The following is a 21,455-nucleotide window of genomic DNA, read 5'->3' on the forward strand; positions in this document are numbered from 1 at the left end:
GAGCGGGGGCTGCGCCGGATCGACCTGGCGATCTCCGATAAGGCTGCGGGGTTGATCGAGGTCTTACCGGAGTTTTATCCGCAAGCCAAATGGCAACGGTGCGTGTTCCACTTCCACAAAAACATCCTGCACAAAGTGCCCAAACAAAAGCGAGAGGAAGTCATCCCCATGCTCAAGGCAATCCATGCTCAGGAAGACGCTAAGAGCGCCCGCGAAAAAGCCGTTGCCATAGTCGACAAACTCGAAGCCATGAAACTCGGATCGGCGGCCGGGATCCTTTTGAACGGAATCGACGAATCGCTCACCTACTACCAGTTCCCCAGAGAGCATCATCGTAGTATCCGGACGAACAACTTGCTTGAAAGAATCATGAAGGAAATCCGGCGAAGAACCCGAGTCGTCGGAAGCTTCCCGGATGGGAAAAGCGCTCTCATGCTCGCCTGCGCCAGACTCCGCTACATCGCCACCAAATCCTGGTCCGATACCCGCAAATATATGGATATGACCAAGCTGGAGGAAACCGAACTTCAACAAACTGCCTGAAAATCGCAGCCCCCCATGGGGGGCTATTGACATCAACTTCAACCTAACATCATAAACCAATCACCAACGCCTGAAGGCACTCAGACCTTTTTGCGAAAGATTTTGGACACTAACCAATTTTTAGAAATTGGGATTAAGTTCCTGATAGTCAGCGGATTAGGATGCGAGGAATTCCTTCAGGCTCTTCAAGCCTTTCGTAGGCAGATCGAGGATCTATCCAATAATAGTGAGAACGTATCGAGGTAACGTTCTCGAGGTTGCCCCATTTCTCTTCCGTATCGCGAATGGTTAGGGACGAAATCCAAGTGTCGGAACAAGGTCACTGGAAATTCGCGGCCTGGAAGATTCGATCTTTTGCGGATTCTGTGATTTGTGATCATAAGAAAACAGTCCAGTATTCTGTGAACCCTTTGAGTAAGTTGGTTTCTTGGGTCGAGGGATTATTGGATCGCGTTGATGTTGCTCGATCCGAGAAGCGTTTTCGTTAGGAAGCGAGGCAGTTTATTGGTCTTCCAGCTGACGAACCACTTCTTCAGCAAAGTTTTCAACATCCTCAATTTTGACGAGAGGCTCTGCAAAGTGGAAGCCCAAGCAGAGATTTTCATGCACAGTGCTCGCGGCGACGAGGATCCCGAGATGACCGGGGCGCACCGACGCGCCGAACCATAGTGCTTCCACGCTATCCGGAACTTCGGAGGCAGGGCCCAAATTGGAGAGCGCAATGGGAAAGCCGAACTCCTTTTGCTCTTCGGATCGGAAAGGATCGATCGCGGAGTCGACCATCGCCGGATTGAATTTCTCGGGGCCGGTAATCGCTGTCGTCATCGCGTGGTCGAGTTGCCTGCCGAGAACCGCCCCGAGACGGGGAGAGTGAATCGAATCCGAGTCCGGCGCGTAAACTAAGGCATTTCCGATCAAACATCCCATGTTCTCGTCCGCGATAGGAGGTGCCATTCGTTTGCGTACGCTTACGGGGAGGATGAGCGAGGGAGACGAGGGGAATCCCGGTAATGTCACATTTGCGTTCTGGAGAATGGATTCCATCAGAAGGCTATTCACCGTAATGCCCTGACGGTGACTTTTTTCCTGAACGGGTCCGATTGGAGTGCTGCGCAAAATACTTCGGCAGGTCCTCTCGGGCAGTGGTTTGGATTGAGCGAATTTCCAGCTTACGTTCTGTGAAGGGGTGGGGAGTGGAACGTCATAGGTCTCTTTGCTTTTGGCGACTAGAGATTCGACCGCAGGAAGAAGCGGAAGCGGATCCCCGGAGGGAGCACCTTCGGCGATTCGGATGATCTCAAGGAGTAAAGACCGAGCGGCTGTTCCATCGGCGATCGCGTGGTGAATCTTAAGATAGAGGTGCGGAGTGCTACCTCGCTTCGTCCCGATTTGCCATAACAGGGGTCCAACGGGCAGGGAGGAGTTAATCAGAGTCTCAAATCCAGTCAGGGGCTCTTCGGTAATGTCAGCGATAGCCGGTGTAGGGAATTCGCTGCATTCGACAAACTGGAGCCCGTTCGGGCTGGGGTCGATCCGGCACCGAAGCAGCGGATGGCGAGCCTGAACCGCTAAAATTGCCTGCTCAAGAGTCGCAATGGGAATTGCTTTTTGTAGTCGTGCGACGACGACCGTGACGAGGCCGGCCCCCAGGTCGGTGTAGAAATGGTGGAGAAAAGTCTCTGCGAATCCGAGTTTACGAAACCGAGGCATTGCTCAGTGCGCTGCGATAATTCTCCAGAGCTGCGCCAAGTTGGCCGTCGTTGGCGGCGCCTCCCATGGCCATGTCTGGCTTTCCTCCACCTTTGCCGCCGAGTGCTTCGGCAAGCTTTCGGATTTGTTCCCCAGCCGGGAAGCCTACTTCGATGGCTTTCGGGCTGGCCAGTGAAACGATCGAAATTTTCTTTCCCATCTCGGCGCCCAAAACTACGAACCCTTCTCCAAGCTTTCCGAGAGTTTGGGCTGCGGTTCCCCGAAGTTCGTTTGGATTGGTGGCTTCCGCTTTGGCGATAATCGCTTTGAGACCGGGTCCGATCTCAATGGCGGATTCGAGGGCAGCCTGCGCCTGCCCCGCGGCTTCTTTCTGTCGCACGCGGGTCAACTCTTTCTCGAGGTCGGATCGCTGCTTCAGCAAAGTGTCGAGTCGCTTTTCGATTTCTTGTGGCTGGCATCCCAGACGCTTGGCCATATGGTGCAGTTGGTTGAAATTGTCTTCAGCAAGTCGATACGAGGCCTTTCCGCAGACAGCTACAATTCGGCGCACTCCGGCAGCAATTCCGCTCTCGGAGACGATCTTGAATAGGCCGATCTCTCCGGTGTTGCGGACGTGGGTTCCGCCGCAGAGTTCTTTGGAGAATCCGCCAATGTCCACGATCCGAACTTCAGATCCGTATTTCTCTCCGAATACAGCAACGACGTCTTCGGGCTTTTCGCGGAATGGCACCTCGTACCAATGGACCGGCCGATTGAGGAGGATTCCCTCGTTGACCAAACGCTCAATCTCATCGATCTGCTCTTCGGTCAGGGCTTCGTAGTGGTTGAAATCGAATCGTAGTTGATTCTCAGTCACGAGCGATCCCGCCTGCTGAACATGGTCGCCGAGAAGTTTGCGCAAGGCCCAGTTGAGAATGTGAGTCGCGGAGTGGTGTCTCTGGATGGCGCGGCGACGATATGCGTCTACCCGAGGCTCGACCGTTTTGCCAACAAGATTGGTAAGTTCAGGGGAGGGATCGGTGACGAGGTGGAGGAACTCGCCGCCGGGCCCTTTCTGTGTGCGGGCGATTGGAATCTCCGTGCCATTGAAAACGATCGTTCCGGAGTCGCCTACCTGCCCCCCCATTTCGGCGTAGAAGGGACTTTCGTCGAGGAGAATTGCTTTCGCGCCGTCGGGGGCATCCAGGACGGCGGTAACGGTAGCTTCGGTGCCTTGCAGTTGATCGGCATGGTAACCGCGGAAATGAGTCGGGTCGATATTGGAGGGAGTTTTGACCGATATGGTTTCTTTGACTTGAGCGGCGCGGCCTTTAGCCCGCTGCTTTTCCATTTCGCGTTCGAATCCTTCGGTATCGACTTTGATACCGCGTTCGCGGGCGAGGATCTCCGTGAGGTCGAGGGGAAACCCGTACGTGTCATACAGTGTAAAAGCTTCTTCGCCGCTGATGACCTCATCTTCGCATTGTTTTTCAAAGAGTTGGAGACCTCGGTCGATCGTTTTCTCGAATGCAGACTCCTCGGATTCAAGAACCTTGCGAATCACCACTTCCTGTTTCTTTAATTCGGGAAAGGCCTCGGACATTTTCTCGATAAGAACAGGCGCGAGGTTGGCGAAAAATCCGTTGGGTAGATTCAACCGTTTGCCGAACATGACCGCGCGTCGGAGGATGCGTCGGAGGACGTAGTTGCGGCCTTCATTTCCCGGTAGGATTCCGTCTGCAATCGAGAAGGAGAGGGTGCGGATATGGTCGGCGATGACCCGGAATACGCAGTCTTTGATCTCTTCTTTCGTTAGCTTTTCATCGCCCTCGGGCATCGTATAGGTGTACCGGGCGTCGCATTGCGACTCAAGGTGACTGAACAGGTCTGTGAACAGATCGCTGTTGTAGTTGCTCGGAGGCTGCGAGAAATCTGTGAAGTTTTTGGTGGTCGCGAGAATTCCCGCCACACGTTCAAACCCCATCCCAGTATCGACGTGGCGGGCGGGAAGATCGACAAAACTGCCGTCCGGATTCGCATTGAACTGGATGAAGACAAGATTCCAAATCTCGATACACCAGGGTGAATCCTGGTTCACGAGGTCCCCATTGGTATCGCCCTCGGGGGTTAGGTCGATGTGAACTTCGGAGCAGGGGCCGCAGGGACCCGTGTCGCCCATCATCCAAAAATTGTCTTTCTTATTTCCGGTGAGGACGTGCTTCTTGGGGTCGAGTCCGGCTTTTTCAAAGATACGGGACCAGATGGCGCTGGCTTCTTCGTCGAAACTGGCTGGGTCTCTGGGGCCAGGTTGATAGACGGTGGCGTAGAGGCGCTCTTTGGGGAATCCCCAGACTGCGGTCAGCAGCTCCCAGGCATACTCGATGGCTTCTTCCTTGAAGTAGTCCCCAAACGACCAATTCCCGAGCATCTCGAAAAAGGTGTGGTGATAGGTGTCGAAACCAACGTCCTCCAAGTCATTGTGTTTACCACCAGCGCGAATGCATTTTTGGGTATCCGCCGCACGGTTGAAGGGAGCTTTCTCTTCCTCGAGGAAGTAGGGCACGAACTGGTTCATCCCCGCGTTGGTGAACAGCAGGTTCGGCGAAGTGGGCATCAACGAGGCCGAAGGCACGATCTCGTGCCCCTTCGAACGGAAATGATCAAGAAATGACTGGCGAATCTCGGATGAGAGCATCCCTTCAATAAGAAGGAACAAATCGGTGGATTCAATCCAGAAGGGGAGGGTGTTTGATCGTTAGGTCTATCCTGCCGGTTTCAAGGGAGCGCAGTGCTTTAGCTTGCGGGCGGAGTCCCAATAGGATTTCAGAAGCGCGGCCTCCCGGCTTTCGCGGAGCTTCTTATACCGAATTTAGTTAGTTTTGACCGTTATGGTGCAGCGCAGAATCGAAGCAGCGCAAGGCGCAGGGATTGGATTCGTATCGAGATACGCTCCGATCCCTGCAACGCCGCGACCTTCGATTCTGGGCGCATCCCCCTGGGACGGGCGGGAAATGAGCCTGAGCAGCGTTAGCCCAAATGGCACGGGTCGCAGACCCGCCCCCAATTGGGCCGCCTCGCTCAGACTCATTTCCCATCCCGCCATAACTATCAAAACTTCCTAAATTCGGTATTACTGCGGGTAAGGAAGCACGACGCTACGCCAGCAGTCCCCTGCTTTTACTTCTCAACCTTGGTAAAGGGAATCGGCGCCCCTTCGGAATGGTCGACCAGCGTCAGGACTTTCCCATCCTCGACCGCAAACGTTACGTCTACTTTTCCCGTGCGGAGGTCTTCATTCGGATTGGTGTGGCGTCCGATGAAGTCGTTGGAGCCAGCTGCGGTTGGAACCAGCTCCAAGGTCTGTTCGGGGGTGCGGACGAAGGTGAGCCGATTGCCGGTGACCTCGATCGTAGCGGTGCCGAGCAGATCGCTGTGATATTGGCCAGCATAATTGGCGAGATCCAGAGCGGGTTGGATGTCCGATGCTGCCAGTTGCTGCCACTCCTCTTCGGCTTCATCTCGTTGGGTGATCTTGTTTTCGTAGCGGGTGAGAGGCTGAGATTCCTGATCATCTCCATCGATTCCGGCGACATGGTCGACGATCTGATAGAAGACGGCTGTGCGAAATTCGCAGTCATCGAGGTTCGTCAGCATGGCCACACCCAATCCCAGTTCGGGAACGAGTCCCACCCAAGCGCTCATTCCGTCGATGTTGCCGTTGTGCCAGACGAGTCGCAGCCCTTTGTAGCTCTCAGTCGTCCAACCGAGGCAGTACGAATGAAGTTGGAAGGGGGAGTTGCGTACGGCTCCGTCGGGAGAGATCGACCACATCGGAGTTTGGGAGGTATGCAGATAGCGAAGGGTTCCCTCGGTCAGGAGGGGAACTTCGCTTTGCCCCAAATGGAGCTTCAACCAGGGGACAAGGTTGCTGGCGGTGGACATGATTGAGCCAGCGGGTCCGATGTTCGTCATGTCGCGGTAGGGCACGGGGATTAGCTGATTGTCGTATCCCAAGAGATGCGGAGAGGCCACATTGTCCATGTCCTCGACCCCAACATTGGTGGGAAGAGAACGGTCCATGCCCAGAGGCGCGAAAATCTCAGCCTCTAAAAACTCCGCCCAAGTTTGGTCGACCAAGTGAGGGATCATCTCCCCTGCGAGGAGAAACATGGTGTTGCGGTATTGAAACTGGTAGCGAAATCCTTCGCTGATGGGGACATATTGCAGTCGATCGATGATCTCTTCTTTCGTCAGCCCGGAGCCATACCAGAGTGCTTCCGAGACCGCGCTGAGCCCACTGTGGTTCGAGGGGAGGTCGCTGAGGCGAATCTCTTGGGTGACCCAAGGGTCGGAAAGTTTAAAGTCCGGATCAATTTCGTGGATCTTGGTATTCCATTGGACTTCATCTTGGTCGACGAGCATCCCCAGGGCAGTGGCGGTGAAAGCCTTGGATGCTGACCCGATGGCAAAAACCGTATTTTCGTCGACGGGCTCGGAACCTCCGGCTTCGCGAACTCCATAGCCTTTGACCAAGATCGACTCGCCGTCTTTAACCACAGCGATCGAAAGACCCGGAAGCTGCCATTCCGACATTCCCGATTCGATGTAGCTGTCAAGATCGGGCGGTAGGGTAGATTCTGCGGCTGAACAAGGCAGGGAGGCAGAGAATAATCCGATAAAGGGGAGGGCTATTGAAAAGGAAAGTCGAGCGAGTGAGTAGTTCATGGCAAACTTCTACCGAAGCGATCTCGGAAGACCAAGTCTACAGCTCAAAAAAAACGTTTTGCTGTTTCTGGAGCAATGGTTTTAAGTCGATTGGTGCAGGCTTCGAAGTGCTCTCAGCGATTTCGCTGGAACGGGGGCGGTCGAATCGAGACCGACTGATTTCGCTTTTGAGATTTGCGCATTTTGCCAAGGAGAGCTACCCAAGTCATTCATGTTGCAGTTCCTAAAAGTCGAGAATCTCGCTCTCATCGATTCGGTGGAAATGGAGTGTCATCCGGGATTTACCGCGGTGACGGGGGAGACCGGTGCCGGGAAGAGCGTGATTATGGGGGCATTATCCCTGCTCTCAGGGAGGAGGGCCGACCGGTCGATGATTCGCAAGGGAGCGGAGTTTTGCGAAGTTCAGGCGAGTTTGTTTTTTCGGGAGCCTTCCCGGGTCAACGCGGCAATGCAGGAGGCCGGGCTGCAGCCGATGGAAGACGGCGAGTTGGTTCTTCATCGGAAGATCCAGGCTGCTGGAGGGCAGAGGATTTTGGTGAATGGCCAGGTTGCCGCCTTGGGGCAACTGGCGGCATTGGGTGATGTCTGGCTGGAATTGCACGGACCGGAGGCTCCTTTGGCCCTCTTTCATCGGGCGGCTCAGGTGGATCTTCTCGACGCGTTTGCTGGGAATGGGGCTCTGCGCGAAACTTTTTCTGATATTTTCCATCAGTGGTCTCAGCTTAAGGCCAAAATCGAGAGGATCGAGAATGAGGGGAGTTTGTCCGAAGATGAACAGACCTACCTTCAATCCCAGATTGAGGAGATCCGTATGCTCAACATTTCTCAGGAATGGTTGGAGAAGTTGGAAAGCGATTTTCATCGAGTGAGCAATGCCCGTGAGATCGATCAGAGGCTCAGTGGCTTGGAGGATGCGCTGTCTGGGCCGAAAGGGGCGCCGGGTCGTCTGGCCGATGTCTATCGTTGCGGGAATAAGTTGCGAGAACTGGTACCCGATGAGGTGGGGCCGCATATGGATCGGCTGGATGCGCTGATGGTGGATCTGAATGATTTGTTCGGTGAGCTGGAAGCGCTGCGCTCGGTTCTCGAGGTCGACGGATACGAGATCGAAGAAGTCGAGAACAACATGAAGTTGTGGATGGGAGTTCGTCGACGCCATGGTGGGTCTGTCGAGGCGGTTCTCGAAAAATGTGAGGAGATGGAGGAGCGGTTGGCTTCTCAAGGCAACATTGAGGGGACCCTGGCCAAGCTGGGAAAAGAAGAGAAAGCGTTGCGCGATCAGCTCGAATCGGTTGGAGCGCAATTGACTGAGAAACGAGAGAAGATCTCAGGGCCGTTGGCAAAGAAGGTTACGGAATTACTCACCCGTTTGGGATTTAAAAAACCGGCCTTCCGCATCGAGGTTGAGCCTGTTTCGACTTGGACGGAGCGAGGAACCTCCTCGTGCGAGTATCTCTTTTCGGGAACGGCGGGTCAGGCCGCGATGCCTCTGGGCAAGGTGGCTTCCAGTGGAGAAATTGCCCGGGTCACTCTCGCCTTGAAAACCGTTCTGGCGGCGGTCGACCATACTGCGGTATTGGTGTTCGACGAGATCGACGCCAACGTGGGGGGTGAGGTCGGTCGGGAGATTGGCCGTGAACTCTCCCGTCTTGCGGAAGATAATCAGGTCTTCACCATTACTCACCTTCCGCAGGTTGCCGCCATGGCGAGTAGTCACTTCGTGGTGACGAAAGACCAATCTGACGACAGCGCTGCGGTTTCGCTGCGTCCACTCAGTGAGGATCGGGGGGAGCGCATCGACGAGATCGCTCGTATGCTCGGAGACCGGAAGTCAAAGACCGCACGCTCGCACGCCGAGGAGTTGTTGGGCTCGTAGTCGAAACCGAGCGACCGCTGAAAGCAGGGCTCACCTCAATCGCGCAACGGTTTCTTAGAAGAAGTATCGCACCGTCACCCCGATCTGCCGAGGGTCTCCCAGTGATTCGAAGTGAAGGTCTGGCACGAAGGCGGGATCGTTGTAATCGCCAAAGTAGACTGAACGCGTGCCGTAGTCGGTGTCGAATAGGTTGGTGATCCAAAAGTTGATCTCGAACCCTCCGATCATATAGCCGGCCCACAGATCGAAGAGCTGGTAGGCATCGGATTTTCCGTTATAGAAGGAATCGTAGTAGACGGAGTCTTGTCCCCGGACCTTGAGGCGAAGGAAGGCCTCGGGAATAGGACGAACCTCACCATAGGCGGAGAATGTGTATCCCGGAGCCATAGCTTGGTCGCGACCATCGGCGAGCGTCGGAATATTATCGGCCTCGATTTTGGATTGCAGGAGACCGAGGGAGCCACCCACTTCGAGCCAGTCCAAGGCCATCCAAGAGGCCGATCCCTCCAGACCGTAGCCATAAGAACTTTCGGCGTTCGTTTGGGTGAGGACATAATTGAAGCCCGGGTCAATTTCCCAGCGGCGGACCTGTGGGTCATCGCGGGTGAAGGCAAAGACCGAAACCCGTGACTCAAGGCGCCCGTCCGGCCGGGCGAAATTCCAGCCCCCCTCAACCTCGTAGAGTGCTTCTGGGTCGTAGTAGAGCTGATTGGCGTTGCGGTCGGCATTGATGCCTCCGCCTTTGTATCCGCGGGCCAGCTTGATGTAGAACGCCTGAGCCTCCGTCATCAGATAGTTATAAGAAATATCGCCTCCCCAGAGAAACTCCTGGTCATCGGCACTGCCAACAAATTGGGGAGAGCCGGAATCCTTGAGCTCGAGATTGCGCCCCTCGAGGCGAAGGGTTCCTCCCACTTGATGCTTGTCGCCGAGAGGGTAAAGGATCTCCCCAAAGGTGTAGAGTTGTCCCTCATCGTAGGTGTTCTCGGCCGTATTGGAGTAGGGACCAAAGGCGTCTGTTGGGTAGTTTTCAAAAGCCTCGGAATCCTGATCGATATAGGTGCCCCCAACTCCGACCGTGTAGCGTGTTGTCTCTGGACCTTCGTTGAAGCGATAGAGAAACTCTTGGCGCACACGGCGGGTTTCCCGGTTATAATCCTCGGACCAGGATTGGGGACCAGGTTCGCCCCAAATTTCCTGCCAGAATTGAAGGTTCCTGGGATCGTCGGAGGTGTTGATCCAGTCCGCGTCGAAACTGTACTTGGTTTTGGTCTTCTGGAAAGTCGTCCGCGAAACCCATTCACTTTCAAGGGGTCCGATCCCAGCCTCGACGGCGATCGCGCTTGAGCGTTGGTTATCTTCGCCGGGCATATCGCTGTAGACGGTATGGGAGCCCTCGTTCGCCGTAAGAGTGAAGTTGTCGTACCCGTTTTGAAAATCGCTGTAGAGTCCAGTGACCTTCAGGCGGAAATTGTCGGAAGGTTCCCACTGGACCTTGAGCCGACTGGTGAATTCATCCTGGTCGGATCCAGCGTGCCGCCCGAGAAATTCGTTGTAGGTCCCGCCGTCGGTGTTGTTCTGATAGACCGAAAGGCGCATAGTCAGATTGTCAGAAAGAAAATCAAGTGGTCCGCCCACAGCAACTCCGCCTCGGTAGGTATCATATTCCGCAACCGTTCCCTCGACCTGTCCAGTCCAGTAGTCGGTCGGATTGGTTGACTCGATATAGATGAGGCCCGCCAAAGCCTGAGTCCCGTAGAGGCCACTCTGTGGTCCGCGAAGGACTTCGACTCGTTCGACATCGAAGAGCGAAACAATATTCCCGAATCCACTGAAATCGATACCGTCAATTACCAGACCGACAGAGGGAGTCACAGGCTCCTCATAATTATCATATTCCCCAATCCCGCGAATCTGAAAAAATCGCGCCCGGGAAGTCCCCCCAGCGAAAGTCAAATTAGGCGTATCGAGGACAAGATCCTCAAGATGGGAACTATTCGGATCCAAAAGCTCCTGCCCGGTGAAGACTGAGATACTCGAATCCGTTTCCTGCGGCGAAACCTGAATCGAGGACGCCGCGACGGTATAGCTCTCAAATTCCTGGCGAGAATCCGACTGCGGAGCGTCGGATTTGTCTTCGGCATCGAGCAGGGGACTGCAAGCGAGGCCGAATACTCCAGAGAAAAGAAGGAGAGATTTGCGGGTCATGTTTAGAATCGATCAGAAGACGGGTGATGAAAAAGAATGCAACGGAAACGAGTCGGCCCGCCAACCGTCCGCTCACCGGGATCAAAGACTCTTGGGGCCATCGGCACCTAGATGAAAACTCCCTAATCGCAGTCGGAAAGAACAGATAGAGAGGGTTGGGAGTCAATTTTTTAATAAACGGGTTACTCATTTCTGGTTTGCAAGATGTAACGGAACGCTTTGAAGTTAAATGGAGTATATTATATAACCGTTTTATTATATTTGACTCACATCGATTGCTGGTAGAGGATAGGAAGCATGGGCAAGCGTAGGCATCGTATTTCGGATCAATTCGCGTATTATCATCTAATGAGCCGGACGGTAAACGGAGAGGCTCTCTTCGGTGATCGGGAGAGGGAGGTTTTGCGGAAGATGATCTGGCAGGTGGCTGAGTTTTCTGGGGTTCGGGTGGTTACTTATGCGGTGATGAAGAACCATTTTCATATTTTGGTGGAGGTGCCACCGGCGGGGACTGAAGTCTCGGATGGGGAGTTGGTTCGTCGGTATCGGAAGCTTTATCCTAAGCCTACTCCCTGGAATCCAATGCCTGCTGAGGTTTTGGAGGGGCATTTGAAGGATAACTTTCTTGATGGGAGGGAGTTGCGCAAGGAGCTTACCCGCAGGATGCATGATGTTTCGGAGTTTATGCGGACTCTGAAGCTTCGTTTTACGCTTTGGTTTAACCGCTCACGTGATCGGTTTGGGCCGCTTTGGTCGGCTCGCTTTAAGAGTGTTTTGGTCGAAGGGGATCGGTGGGCTTTGCGGACCGTGGCGGCCTATATTGACCTGAATGCAGTTCGGGCGGGGTTGGTTGCGGATCCTAAGGATTATCGGTTTTGCGGTTATGCCGAGGCTCTCGGCGGTGGCCGACTGGCTCGAGCCGGGCTTTCTGTTGTGGATAAGGACTTGGCGGGGTATCGGCAGACTTTGTATGGGGCTGGCGATGGAGAGAAAGAGGGGAAAGAGTCCATTTCCCACGAAGAAGCGGTGCGGGTTTTGCGGGAGGAAAAGGGGAAGTTGCCCCTTTCGGTGGTTTTGCGGTGCCGGGTTCGCTATTTTTCGGACGGGATGGTGCTGGGATCGGAGTCGTTTGTGCGGAAGTTCCTGGAGGATGAACCGGAAGGGAAGCGGGCGCGAAGGCCTCATCCTCTGAGGGGGAGCGATTGGCAGGGGCTGTCTGTGGGGACTGGGTTGCGCAAGGGGTTGTTTGGGTAAACTGGTCTGGTCCTGTTTCAATGGAGGGTTCTTGTGAGCATGGGTGTAAATTAGATGGCCCCCAATTCTTGAAGATTCAGGAAAAATCCCTCGCTCTCGGGATTTCGGCTCCCTACAACCCATTTTATGAAGACGTTGAAAATCGCGGTTCTCCCCGGTGACGGGATTGGTCCCGAAGTCATGCAAGGTGCCCTGGCGGTCTTGGAAAAGGTCGCTGGACAAGAAGGATTCGGGCTGGATTGCTCGACTTGGGATGTTGGCGGTGCTGCCATCGACAACCATGGAGTCGCCCTCCCAGATGCGACGAAGGAAGGCTGCCGCGCCGCAGAAGCGATCCTCTTTGGGTCGGTTGGCGGACCGAAGTGGGAGAGTCTTCCGCCTAAGGAGCAGCCGGAACGTGCGGCTCTGCTGCCTTTGCGAAAAGAGTTTTCGCTCTTTGCGAACATTCGACCAGGCCTTCTATATCCTGAACTCGTTCAGGCTTCGCCATTGAAAGAAGAGCGTATTCCGCAGGGGATCGACATTGTTTGTATCCGTGAGTTGACGGGCGGCATTTATTTCGGTCAGCCGAAGAGCACGACCGAGCTCGAAGATGGCGATGTCGAAGCTATCGACACGATGGTTTATCGTGCCTCGGAAATCCGCCGCATCGCTGAAGTGGCCGCTGTCGCAGCTCGCGAGCGGGGTGGAAGGGTTTGCTCCGTGGATAAGGCGAACGTTCTGGAGACTTCCGTCCTCTGGCGGAAGACGGTGACTGAATTTTTTGCCAAAGAATATCCAGATCTCGAGCTGAGCCATTTGTATGTCGACAATGCAGCGATGCAGTTGGTTTCGAACCCCAACCAGTTCGATGTTTTGTTCACCGAGAATATGTTTGGTGATATTTTGTCCGATGAGTTGGCGGTCGTTTGCGGATCCATTGGGATGTTGGCTTCAGCCAGCCTCGGAAAGGGAGAGAATTCTCATGGGTTGCCTTTTGGCCTGTATGAACCGGCAGGGGGAAGCGCTCCCGATATTGTCGGTCAGGATAAGGCCAATCCTTGTGCTCAGATTCTGAGTGCGGCGATGATGTTGCGCTACAGCTTTGGTGAAACTGCGGCTGCCGATCGCATTGAGAATGCGGTCAAGAAGGTCGTGAAATCAGGTGTCCGTACGGGAGACATCGCTTTTGGCGCCGACGCGGTCGGGACCCATAAGATGGTTGAGGCCATTATGGCCGAACTGGGATAGTACCCGGTTGCTTTTTGTGGGTCGATTTCGGCCTGCAGGTTCGAATTTGAAAGGGAGCAGAGATGCTCCCTTTCATTTTGCGAGCCATTGAGTCCTTCATGCATGGTTCTGCCAAAATTGGGATGAAGTTTGCGTTCTGAAACTGGATTCATTACCCGATGTCTATTATGGTAGTCCCTTCGCCGCTTTCTGATTTGGATGAATCTCGTCTTCTCGTAGGAATCTGGGTCGATTCCGAGGAGGGGAAAGTCTGGACGGCTTGGCGCGTTGGAGGGCAGATCGAAACGGAATCTGAGCCGTTCCATGGATTTGCCTGGATCGAAGGCGGTCTATGCGATGATCGGGAGATCGGATCTCTTCCTCGAAAATCTCTAGCGGGTGCCGGTTCTCTTTCTCATCTCATTGAAGGGGATGATTCGGAGGGGGCTCGGATTCTGGCTCAGTTGCCCAGAAATCCGGTGAAAGCAGAGTCAGTGCGACCTCTTGAACATCAGCACCTTCTCCGGCACGGGATGCGAATGATCGCTCCAGGATTCTTGGGCGATGTGGTTCGTTGTCAGATCGATATTGAGACGGGTTGTGAGGATCCAAATGGATTCAGTGACCCGAAGCGTAAAGGGGATCGAGTTCTCGCCATCGGCCTACGCTCTGGTGGAAATGCGGAGATTCTGGAGTTGGAGGAAGAAACGGATGCTGCCGAGCGGTCTCTGTTGAAGAGGTTTGGAGAAAGACTCCGGGCGATCGATCCAGATATCCTCGAGGGGCATAATTTTTTCAATTTTGATCTGAACTATCTGCGATTCCGCTGTCGCCGTTTCAAGTTGCCGATGGAGTGGGGGCGATTTGGGGCTGAAGCTCGATTTCGTAACAGTCGGGTGCGCATTGCGGAGCGATGGTTCGATCTTTCCCGCTGTGATATTCCGGGGAGGACGGTCTTCGATACTCTGATCGCTGCGCAATTTTACGATTTAACTCAGCGTAGTCTGCCAGCCTTTGGGTTGAAGGATCTGGCTCTTCATTTTGGGCTGAGTGGAAAAGACAAGCGCACCTATCTCCCTGGAAATAAAATTGCGGAGTCTTTTCGAGAAAATCGTGAGACTTTCCGGGCCTATCTGGAGGATGATCTGCGGGAGACCGAAGGGATTGCCACGATTCTGCTGCCCACTTACGTAGCGCAGGCGGCGATCTTCCCGATGACTTTGCAAGAGATCCTCCTCCGAGGGACTGGTTCGCGGGTGGAGATGGTGTTTCTCGAGGAGTATTTCCGAGCCGAGAGGGCCCTGCCCGAGCCCCAACAGTCCAAGAGCTTTGAAGGAGCCGTATCGAAGAGTTTCGAGACGGGAGTCTTCCACAAGGTCCTTCATTTCGACGTGGCTTCGCTCTATCCGAGTCTTCTCCTCCACATCGGTCGCAATCCGAAAAATGACGATCTGGGTGTTTTGATTCCCGCTTTGGAGCGACTTCGGGCCGAGCGATTGGAATATAAGAAACGTTCGCTTGAGGAGTCGGATCCTGCGCTCCGCCGTGAGTTTTCCGCCCGGCAAAACAGTTTTAAAATTCTAATCAACTCATTCTACGGCTACTTGGGATTCGGCGGGGCCCGCTTCGGAGACAGTGAGCTGGCGGCTGAGGTGACCAAGGGAGGACGGGAGATTTTGGAGCAGCTGATCGTGAATTTCCAATCCAAAGGTTGCCGGGTCCTCGAAGCCGATACTGATGGTATTTACGTGGAGGCGCACGATTGGTTCGAGACACCGGAGCGTTTGTTGGCTGCCGTGAACGGGGATCTTCCCGATGGAGTGGACCTTGAGTTCGACGGCACTTACGAAGCGATGTTCTGCTATAAAGCGAAAAACTATGCGTTGCTCGACGGAGAGAGCGTGGTCGTGAAAGGCTCGGCACTGCGCTCACGAGGGACGGAGCCCTTTCTGCGCAAGTTGACGAATCACTTGATCGACTGGCTCCTCGGTGTCCGCGAGGAGGATCCCCTCGAGGAAGTCCGGGAACTCGGTTCCCGCTTGGAGGAACATTCGATCCCGGTCGAGGAGCTGGCAAAGGGCGAATATTTGAGCCAATCCCCGACGTCCTACGAGAAAGCGGTGGCGGAGAAGGGGAAATCGCGGCGGGCCTCTCTCGAAGTCGCTCTCCGAATGGATCCGATGCCGAAAATGGGGGAGCGCGTGAATTACTATGTGGGGATGGCTGACAAGAAAAGCACTCCAGAATGGCAAAAAGCCCGCAGTCTTGAGGAATATGATCCGATTACGGCTCCCTACGATCCCGGATATTACCAGTCACGAATCAAAAGCTGGATGAAGCGTTACGGTGAGTTTCTAAGCGAATCCGAGCAAGTGTAGCGTTTTGTTGGATCTATAACCATCTGATTACGAGTGCATTGATGAAGTTTTTTTTTCCTGAATTCTCCATTTGCAGCCATTATAACATCTCCGTTCTAAAATAGTTGACGTGGTGCGTGGCTTGGTTCGGATGGGGAGTTGGGACTTCGGGGAGATTTATAATCTAAATGACTCCCACACTCGACTTGCGGGCTCGTCTCTGTATAGCTGGTTGCTTCTAGGCGTGGGGGTTTCCGAACGCCGTAGACTTTTCACAAATCACTCTCTATGAAACAAAAACTCCTCCTTTCGTTGTCACTTCTTCTCGCGTCTACTCCTGCATTTGCGGACGACACCGGCAGTCTCGGGCAGTTGGCCCTTCGCCGGATTCAGTATGAGATCGGGGACAAGCAGTTTGAGAGCACGATTGTGTGGGACCAGGATGAGGGCGATGACCGGCCGGCGATTTTGATGGTTCCCAACTGGATGGGGCCGACTCGGGCTTCGTTGGAAAAAGCGATGCGGGTCGCGGGAGATGATTATGTGGTGATGATGGTCGATCTTTACGGAGTAGACGTACGCCCACAGAACATGGAAGAAGCGTCTGAAGCAGCTGGGGTTTTACGAGGCGACCGCAAAATGATGCGGGAGCGGATGAAGAAGGCGTTGAAAGTTTTTCTGAGTGAAAAGGGCCTGCCTTTGAAGGACGGGCAGGTTGCTGCGATCGGATTTTGTTTCGGGGGCGGGGCTGTGCTCGAGTTTGCTCGGACAGGGGCGGATCTTGATGCGGTGGTTTCTTTCCATGGAGACCTCAGCTCCCCGACTTTGGCTGAGGATAGCGAGGAGATCGAAGGCAGTGTCCTGGTTCTCCACGGCGCAGATGATCCGTTTGTTCCCCAGGCCGATGTTGAGGAATGGATGTCGGTCATGAAGAAGACGAAGGTGGATTGGCAGTTGGTTCAGTTTTCCGGAACGGTCCACTCCTTTACGGATCCCGGTGCTTCCATGGACGGCAAGGCTGAGTTTAATCCACTCTCCTCGGAACGGGCCTTCGAATACATGGAGCTGCTTTTCGACGAGAAATTTGAGGACTAGTCCACGAATTTCGGCAGCGCTGGGAGCGGGTCGCTAATTCTTTTAGGAAGACTCCGGGGGCTGGATCGCTTGGAGTCGGTCCCATTCGTCAAGAAAGCGTTTGAGGGTGGGCTTTCCGTTTTCGATCAGCGAGACGATTAAGTCGCGGACCGCTTTCTGCTCGGCCTCGTATTCCTCGGCGTTGAGGAATCCCCCGAAGTGAGCGAACCGGGCCCAGACCAGATGGGTCGTGAGCGCGTCGCACTCATTGTAGGCGAGGATCTCGTCCAGACGGCCCTCGAGCCATAGTTCGGCTACGCCGCCGCCACTGGTGTCGATCTTTCCGGGGATGCCGGAGAGTCGGGCCACTTCGTTGAGCGAGGGCATCTGGTTGTAGCGGCCGAGGACCGGGGCCAGGTCGATACTGTGGTCTCCGTGTCCACTGAAGTAATCGACACCCTCCCAAGGTTTTTCCGGGCGTCGGGCGAATCCGGGACAAGAGAGTCCGTTGACGATCGCCCGCTGAACTAGAATGGGAACATCAGCTTGCGCGGAATTGTAACCAACGAGCTGGGGCTTTTTACTCCCGACCGCTTCGAAAAATCCCTGCAGAATCGCTCTCTCTTGGTCCATCCAAGGAGTGTCGAGCTTGAGAGGAAGGGAGATCAGGCGGAGGTGGGGGATCTTGGAGTCTGGTTTCTTCTCGCGAAGAACTCCGACCAAGGTCACTACCCGGCAGAGAATGGTCTTCAGATAGGGCTGCGGTTTTTCCTCCGTTGCGCCGCCGTGTTGCCAGAGCCGTATCATTGCCTGCTCCCGTTCGGCCGGGGTTTCAATGGGACAGTCGAAGAGGCGTGCTGCGGCGAGCGGGTCAGGGACCCACTCGACATCAAATGAAAATACCAGCGGATTTACGGTCTTAAACATCGGCACTCTTAACGTTGGAGGGATTGCTTTAGGTTGGCGATAGGAAAGGGGCGAGGATCGATGTCTCCCGGAAAGGTTCGACTGAAACCTGTTTATTCCCGCTATAAGGTCTCCTTGACGGCGTCGCAATTCTATCAATCATAGCAGGTGTTCAATTATGTCAGATACCCCCGCAGATACTCACCCTCGTCTAGTTGGTTTTCCGCAAAAGGTGCAGGACGACTACAAGCGATACATGGAGACGAAAGACTCGGGAGATTTGAGTACATTCGTTTTGTCTGCCTTAGGATTTCTCAGTGAGGACAGCGACGGAGTGGAGGCTCTCTCGTCTGCTCCGGATGACACCAAGTTGATCGAGCAGTCCGTGATCGACTCTCTTGCGGTCGCGGAATTGATGTTTCTTCTCGAAGACCTTTTCGAATTCTCCATCGACGATGAAAAAATGCGCGAGATGGAGACGGTCGGCGATTTGAAGGCGATCGCCGACGATTTGAACAACCAGAAAGGAACTCCCTCGGAATGAACCACCGTCCGGTTTTTATTACCGGATTGGGAATTGTTTCGTCGATTGGAGGCACCGCCCGTGAGGTGGTGGAGTCTCTCGAATCGAACCATCATGGGTTTGCGAACGTAGAGTTCGACGGGATTGAGAATTGCCCAGTTTCGGTGGTGGGGACTGTCGATGGATATTCGTTTCCCAGTGCCAATTATCTGGCTTGGAAAACTCCCGACTCCTGCAAAGCCCCTCGGTCTCTCGCCCGCGGGTTACCTCCGCACGGAATGTTCGTTTTCTCGGCGATTCAAGAGGCTCTGCAGGATGCTGGGCTGGAAAAGGAAGAGCTCGGGGACGGACGGACCGGGCTGTGCGCTTCGAGTGCGGGCTCTCCCTTTCTCATTCGAGAAGGAATGTCGGAAATTGGGAGGCATGGCGGAGTTCGGGGAAACCCCATGGGGGTTGTGAGCACCGTGTCGGGGACTCTCAATTTTAATTTCGGCAACTATCTGGGGATTCGCGGGGCAAATTGTGGATTCGTTTCTGCCTGTTCATCCTCCGCACACGGGATTGGTTATGCGCTCGATGAGATTCGGTTGGGACGACAGGACCGGATGATCGTCATTGCGGGAGAAGACCTGCAGAAAGAAACTTTGCTGCCCTTTTGGGCGATGCGCGCGTTGAGTCCGGAGTCCGATCCGTCCAAAGCCAGTTGTCCTTTTGACAAGAGCGCTTCGGGATTTGTCGGGAGCGGTGGAGGCGTGTGCCTCATTCTTGAATCGAGTGAGCTCATGGAACAGCGGTCGGCGAAGCCGTACACGCAGGTGCTCGGCTGGGGGCAGACCTCGGATGCGTTCAGCACGATGGCGCCGCATCCGGAAGGCGAAGGTTTGGTGCGCTCGATGAGGATCGCTTTGGAGGACGCTGGCAGTTCGTTGGATGGCGTTGATTACATCTCAAGTCACGCGACATCTACCCGGAATGGGGACCTCGCCGAAGCAAAGGCCTTGCTTTCGATCCTCGCCGAACAAAATTTCGCAGAGCAATCGATCCCGATTGCCGCGACAAAGTCGCTTACGGGACACACTCTCTCAATGTCAGGCGCCCTTCAGGCGGCGATCGCCTGCCTGAGTATTCGAGAGGGAATCATCCCAGGGAATCCGGGTTTGCACGATCCGATTGAGGGAGCGAAATCCCTGGATCTGGTAGATTCTCCGAGACGGACCGCGGTACGGAAAGTGCTTTCGAATAGTAGCGGTTTCGGGGGGACTTGCGTGTCGTTGCTCTTCGGTGACGAATAGCGGCAGTTTGCTTAGGACTCCAAGCGCTGCTGCAGTTTCTGGCGGTCAACCTTCCCTCTGGAGGTTCGCGGAAACTGAGGAAGAAGGATAATCTTTCGAGGCAACTGAGGGGAGGGTAGGTCATTGGCGAGTTGCTGTCGTATATCCTTCGCGCTCAAATTTTCCGAGGTCTCCATCGCCGCCGCCAAGCGGTCCTTGCCGTCGAGGGAAATGGTCGTGATGTAGAAATCCGAAATGTGTGGATGAGCCCGGAGCTTACGGATGAGCTCATCGGTAATGATTCTTCTTCCACCAATTTTCAGGAGGCCGGGATGTCGCTCAGCCAATTGGATCTCTTGATTCGGGCCGAAGGTTCCTTTGTCCGAAAGCCGGAATCTCCCGACGCCTTTTTTGCGATGTCGATTCCCGTAGGTAAACACCGCGGGACTGCTGACCGAAAGGTGTCCGGATGCAGTGCGCTCCAGAGTGACTCCTGGGATGGGAGTTCCGATGAAACTCCCGTCGAGAGCAGCTTCTCCGGTCGCGTCGTAGGCGATGCCCCCCGTTTCGGAAGAGCCGTAGAAATTGTGGATTCTGCGGCCAAATTTCTGAAAGAAATCTCGGGCGATATGGGGATCCAGGCGGGCGCCGGCCGAAATGCAAAGACGGAGAGATGAGAGCTCGAGGGGATCGTGAGTTCGACTAAGGGCGCGGAAAAGGGGAGGCGTTCCGGGGAAAACCGTCGATTGAGTCTGCTCGATCTGGGTCGCGATGCCATGGGGAAGATAAGTGCTTCCTTGGGCAATAGGACAACCGGCAAGCATGAAGGGGAAGACGATGTTCCCGAGGGCGTAGGAATGACCCAGTGGGATCGTTGCAAAATTTCGATCCTCGCTGTGGATGCCCATGGCCTCCATCAGTTGTGAGCCATCGGCGCACATCTCCTGGGCCGTGAAGAAGAGGACTTTCGGGACTCCGGTGGTGCCGCTCGTGAGCTTGGCCAGTAGGAGGTTGGGAGTGCGAAAGCTTCGCGGATGCTCCAGTGAAACGATTTGTTCTGCCGATATCCGCAACGCGGCTCGCTCTGTGAGGGCAATTCGATCCTCGAGCTCAGGAGAGAGGGAGGAATCGAGGATTAGGGTGACGGCACCACATTTCCAAGTGGCGAGAAGAAGGGGGAGGAGAGAAGTCCCTTCACTGATCCGGATGAGCACCAGTCGATTCCGAAGATCGTGTGAGGCCAGACGCTCCTCCCACTCCGAAGCGAGTTCGGTGACCTCCTGAAAGGAAATCCAACTTTCCCGGACTGGATTCCATATGGCAGAGGCCTGTGGCTGCCTCGCCGCGAGTTGGTGGAAGTGGGTGACTAGTTCCAGTGGGGTCATTCGGAATATAAGGCAAGAACCGTAAATTCAACAAAGAGGAGTTCCTCGTCTCCTCGCTCGATGCGCCCATTGAATCGGAAATACCCGATCGCGCTAGAGTCGGCTAGCTGTGCGGTGACGGAAAGTTTGTCGTTTTTTGGCAAATACTCATGTTCCGTTCGGAAAATGTTGGAGGAGACGAGGCGGCCGCCGATCAGTTTGCGGGAGTTGGGATCTTCCTTGGCTTGGGACGTGATCACCAGTGCGGCGGTCTGGGCGATGATCTCCATCCCAAAAGCAATGGGCATGCCTTGGGCTTCCATCCAAGGCGATCCGAGTTCCCCGAGGATAGTCGTCGCGGTGAGACTGCCCGGTTCTTTTCGGATCATCTCCTGCAAAAGGATTGCGGGAGGTGTGTGAGGCAAGAGTGAGGCTACTGAATCAGTCATGGAAGCG

Annotated in this window: 16 protein-coding genes; 8 read left to right on the plus strand and 8 right to left on the minus strand. The window is 54.7% G+C overall.

Annotated elements, in window-relative coordinates:
- The coding region (locus H5P30_RS04455; protein WP_185691738.1) for an IS256 family transposase at positions 1–543 on the plus strand (543 nt) is incomplete at its 5' end.
- A 501-nt stretch (positions 544–1,044) separates the two neighbouring features.
- Here the strand turns inward: H5P30_RS04455 and H5P30_RS04460 are convergent.
- From H5P30_RS04460 to H5P30_RS04475, 4 genes are all read right to left on the minus strand, one after another.
- On the minus strand, positions 1,045–2,253 hold the full coding sequence (locus tag H5P30_RS04460; protein WP_185691754.1) for a hypothetical protein: 1,209 nt from the start codon (positions 2,251–2,253) through the stop codon (positions 1,045–1,047).
- Positions 2,237–4,927, minus strand: coding sequence for an alanine--tRNA ligase (gene alaS, locus H5P30_RS04465; RefSeq protein WP_185691755.1), 2,691 nt, complete (start codon positions 4,925–4,927; stop codon positions 2,237–2,239). The genes H5P30_RS04460 and alaS overlap by 17 nt, the downstream gene beginning before the upstream one ends.
- Positions 4,928–5,101: 174 nt before the next feature.
- The gene (locus H5P30_RS04470; RefSeq protein ID WP_185691756.1) at positions 5,102–5,335 is read right to left on the minus strand and encodes a hypothetical protein; all 234 of its coding nucleotides are present in this window, start codon (positions 5,333–5,335) and stop codon (positions 5,102–5,104) included.
- Positions 5,336–5,409: 74 nt separating this feature from the next.
- The gene (locus H5P30_RS04475; protein ID WP_185691757.1) at positions 5,410–6,957 is read right to left on the minus strand and encodes a serine hydrolase; all 1,548 of its coding nucleotides are present in this window, start codon (positions 6,955–6,957) and stop codon (positions 5,410–5,412) included.
- Positions 6,958–7,168: 211 nt separating this feature from the next.
- Here H5P30_RS04475 and H5P30_RS04480 point away from each other — a divergent pair, with 211 nt between their 5' ends.
- Entirely contained in the window at positions 7,169–8,833 is a 1,665-nt protein-coding gene (locus tag H5P30_RS04480) for a DNA repair protein RecN (RefSeq protein WP_185691758.1), read from the plus strand.
- 54 nt (positions 8,834–8,887) lie between these two features.
- Here H5P30_RS04480 and H5P30_RS04485 read toward each other — a convergent pair whose 3' ends face one another.
- Positions 8,888–11,041, minus strand: a complete 2,154-nt coding sequence (locus tag H5P30_RS04485; RefSeq protein WP_185691759.1) for a TonB-dependent receptor — start codon at positions 11,039–11,041, stop codon at positions 8,888–8,890.
- 348 nt (positions 11,042–11,389) lie between these two features.
- Between H5P30_RS04485 and H5P30_RS04490 the strand changes: the two genes are divergently transcribed.
- The 4 genes from H5P30_RS04490 to H5P30_RS04505 all read left to right on the plus strand — a co-directional run bounded on the left by H5P30_RS04490 (position 11,390) and on the right by H5P30_RS04505 (position 16,956).
- Positions 11,390–12,295, plus strand: coding sequence for a transposase (locus H5P30_RS04490; RefSeq protein ID WP_246459348.1), 906 nt, complete (start codon positions 11,390–11,392; stop codon positions 12,293–12,295).
- 126 nt (positions 12,296–12,421) lie between these two features.
- Positions 12,422–13,525, plus strand: a complete 1,104-nt coding sequence (leuB, locus tag H5P30_RS04495) for a 3-isopropylmalate dehydrogenase (RefSeq protein ID WP_185691761.1) — start codon at positions 12,422–12,424, stop codon at positions 13,523–13,525.
- A 158-nt stretch (positions 13,526–13,683) separates the two neighbouring features.
- Positions 13,684–15,882 carry a DNA polymerase domain-containing protein gene (locus H5P30_RS04500; RefSeq protein WP_221774280.1) on the plus strand — a complete coding sequence of 733 codons (2,199 nt, stop codon included), beginning with the start codon at positions 13,684–13,686 and terminating at the stop codon, positions 15,880–15,882.
- A gap of 267 nt (positions 15,883–16,149) precedes the next feature.
- Positions 16,150–16,956 (plus strand): dienelactone hydrolase family protein, encoded by an 807-nt coding sequence (locus H5P30_RS04505; RefSeq protein WP_185691762.1) that lies wholly within the window; start codon positions 16,150–16,152, stop codon positions 16,954–16,956.
- A gap of 42 nt (positions 16,957–16,998) precedes the next feature.
- Here the strand turns inward: H5P30_RS04505 and H5P30_RS04510 are convergent, their stop codons facing one another.
- On the minus strand, positions 16,999–17,862 hold the full coding sequence (locus tag H5P30_RS04510; RefSeq protein ID WP_185691763.1) for a hypothetical protein: 864 nt from the start codon (positions 17,860–17,862) through the stop codon (positions 16,999–17,001).
- Between the two features lie 157 nt (positions 17,863–18,019).
- On the opposite strand from H5P30_RS04510, the gene H5P30_RS04515 reads away from it, so the two are divergent.
- Together H5P30_RS04515 and H5P30_RS04520 are read left to right on the plus strand one after the other, a co-directional pair.
- Positions 18,020–18,385 carry an acyl carrier protein gene (locus H5P30_RS04515; RefSeq protein WP_185691764.1) on the plus strand — a complete coding sequence of 122 codons (366 nt, stop codon included), beginning with the start codon at positions 18,020–18,022 and terminating at the stop codon, positions 18,383–18,385.
- Positions 18,382–19,656 (plus strand): beta-ketoacyl-[acyl-carrier-protein] synthase family protein, encoded by a 1,275-nt coding sequence (locus tag H5P30_RS04520; RefSeq protein ID WP_185691765.1) that lies wholly within the window; start codon positions 18,382–18,384, stop codon positions 19,654–19,656. Before H5P30_RS04515 ends, H5P30_RS04520 begins: the two co-directional genes overlap by 4 nt.
- Before the next feature lie 11 nt (positions 19,657–19,667).
- On the opposite strand, the gene H5P30_RS04525 is transcribed toward H5P30_RS04520, so the two are convergent.
- The gene (locus H5P30_RS04525) at positions 19,668–21,020 is read right to left on the minus strand and encodes a class I adenylate-forming enzyme family protein (RefSeq protein ID WP_185691766.1); all 1,353 of its coding nucleotides are present in this window, start codon (positions 21,018–21,020) and stop codon (positions 19,668–19,670) included.
- Complete coding sequence (locus tag H5P30_RS04530) at positions 21,017–21,448, minus strand: ApeP family dehydratase (RefSeq protein ID WP_185691767.1); 432 nt, start codon at positions 21,446–21,448, stop codon at positions 21,017–21,019. The genes H5P30_RS04525 and H5P30_RS04530 overlap by 4 nt, the downstream gene beginning before the upstream one ends.
- Between the last annotated feature and the right edge of the window lie 7 nt (positions 21,449–21,455).

The organism is Puniceicoccus vermicola (assembly GCF_014230055.1).
Lineage (GTDB): Bacteria > Verrucomicrobiota > Verrucomicrobiia > Opitutales > Puniceicoccaceae > Puniceicoccus > Puniceicoccus vermicola.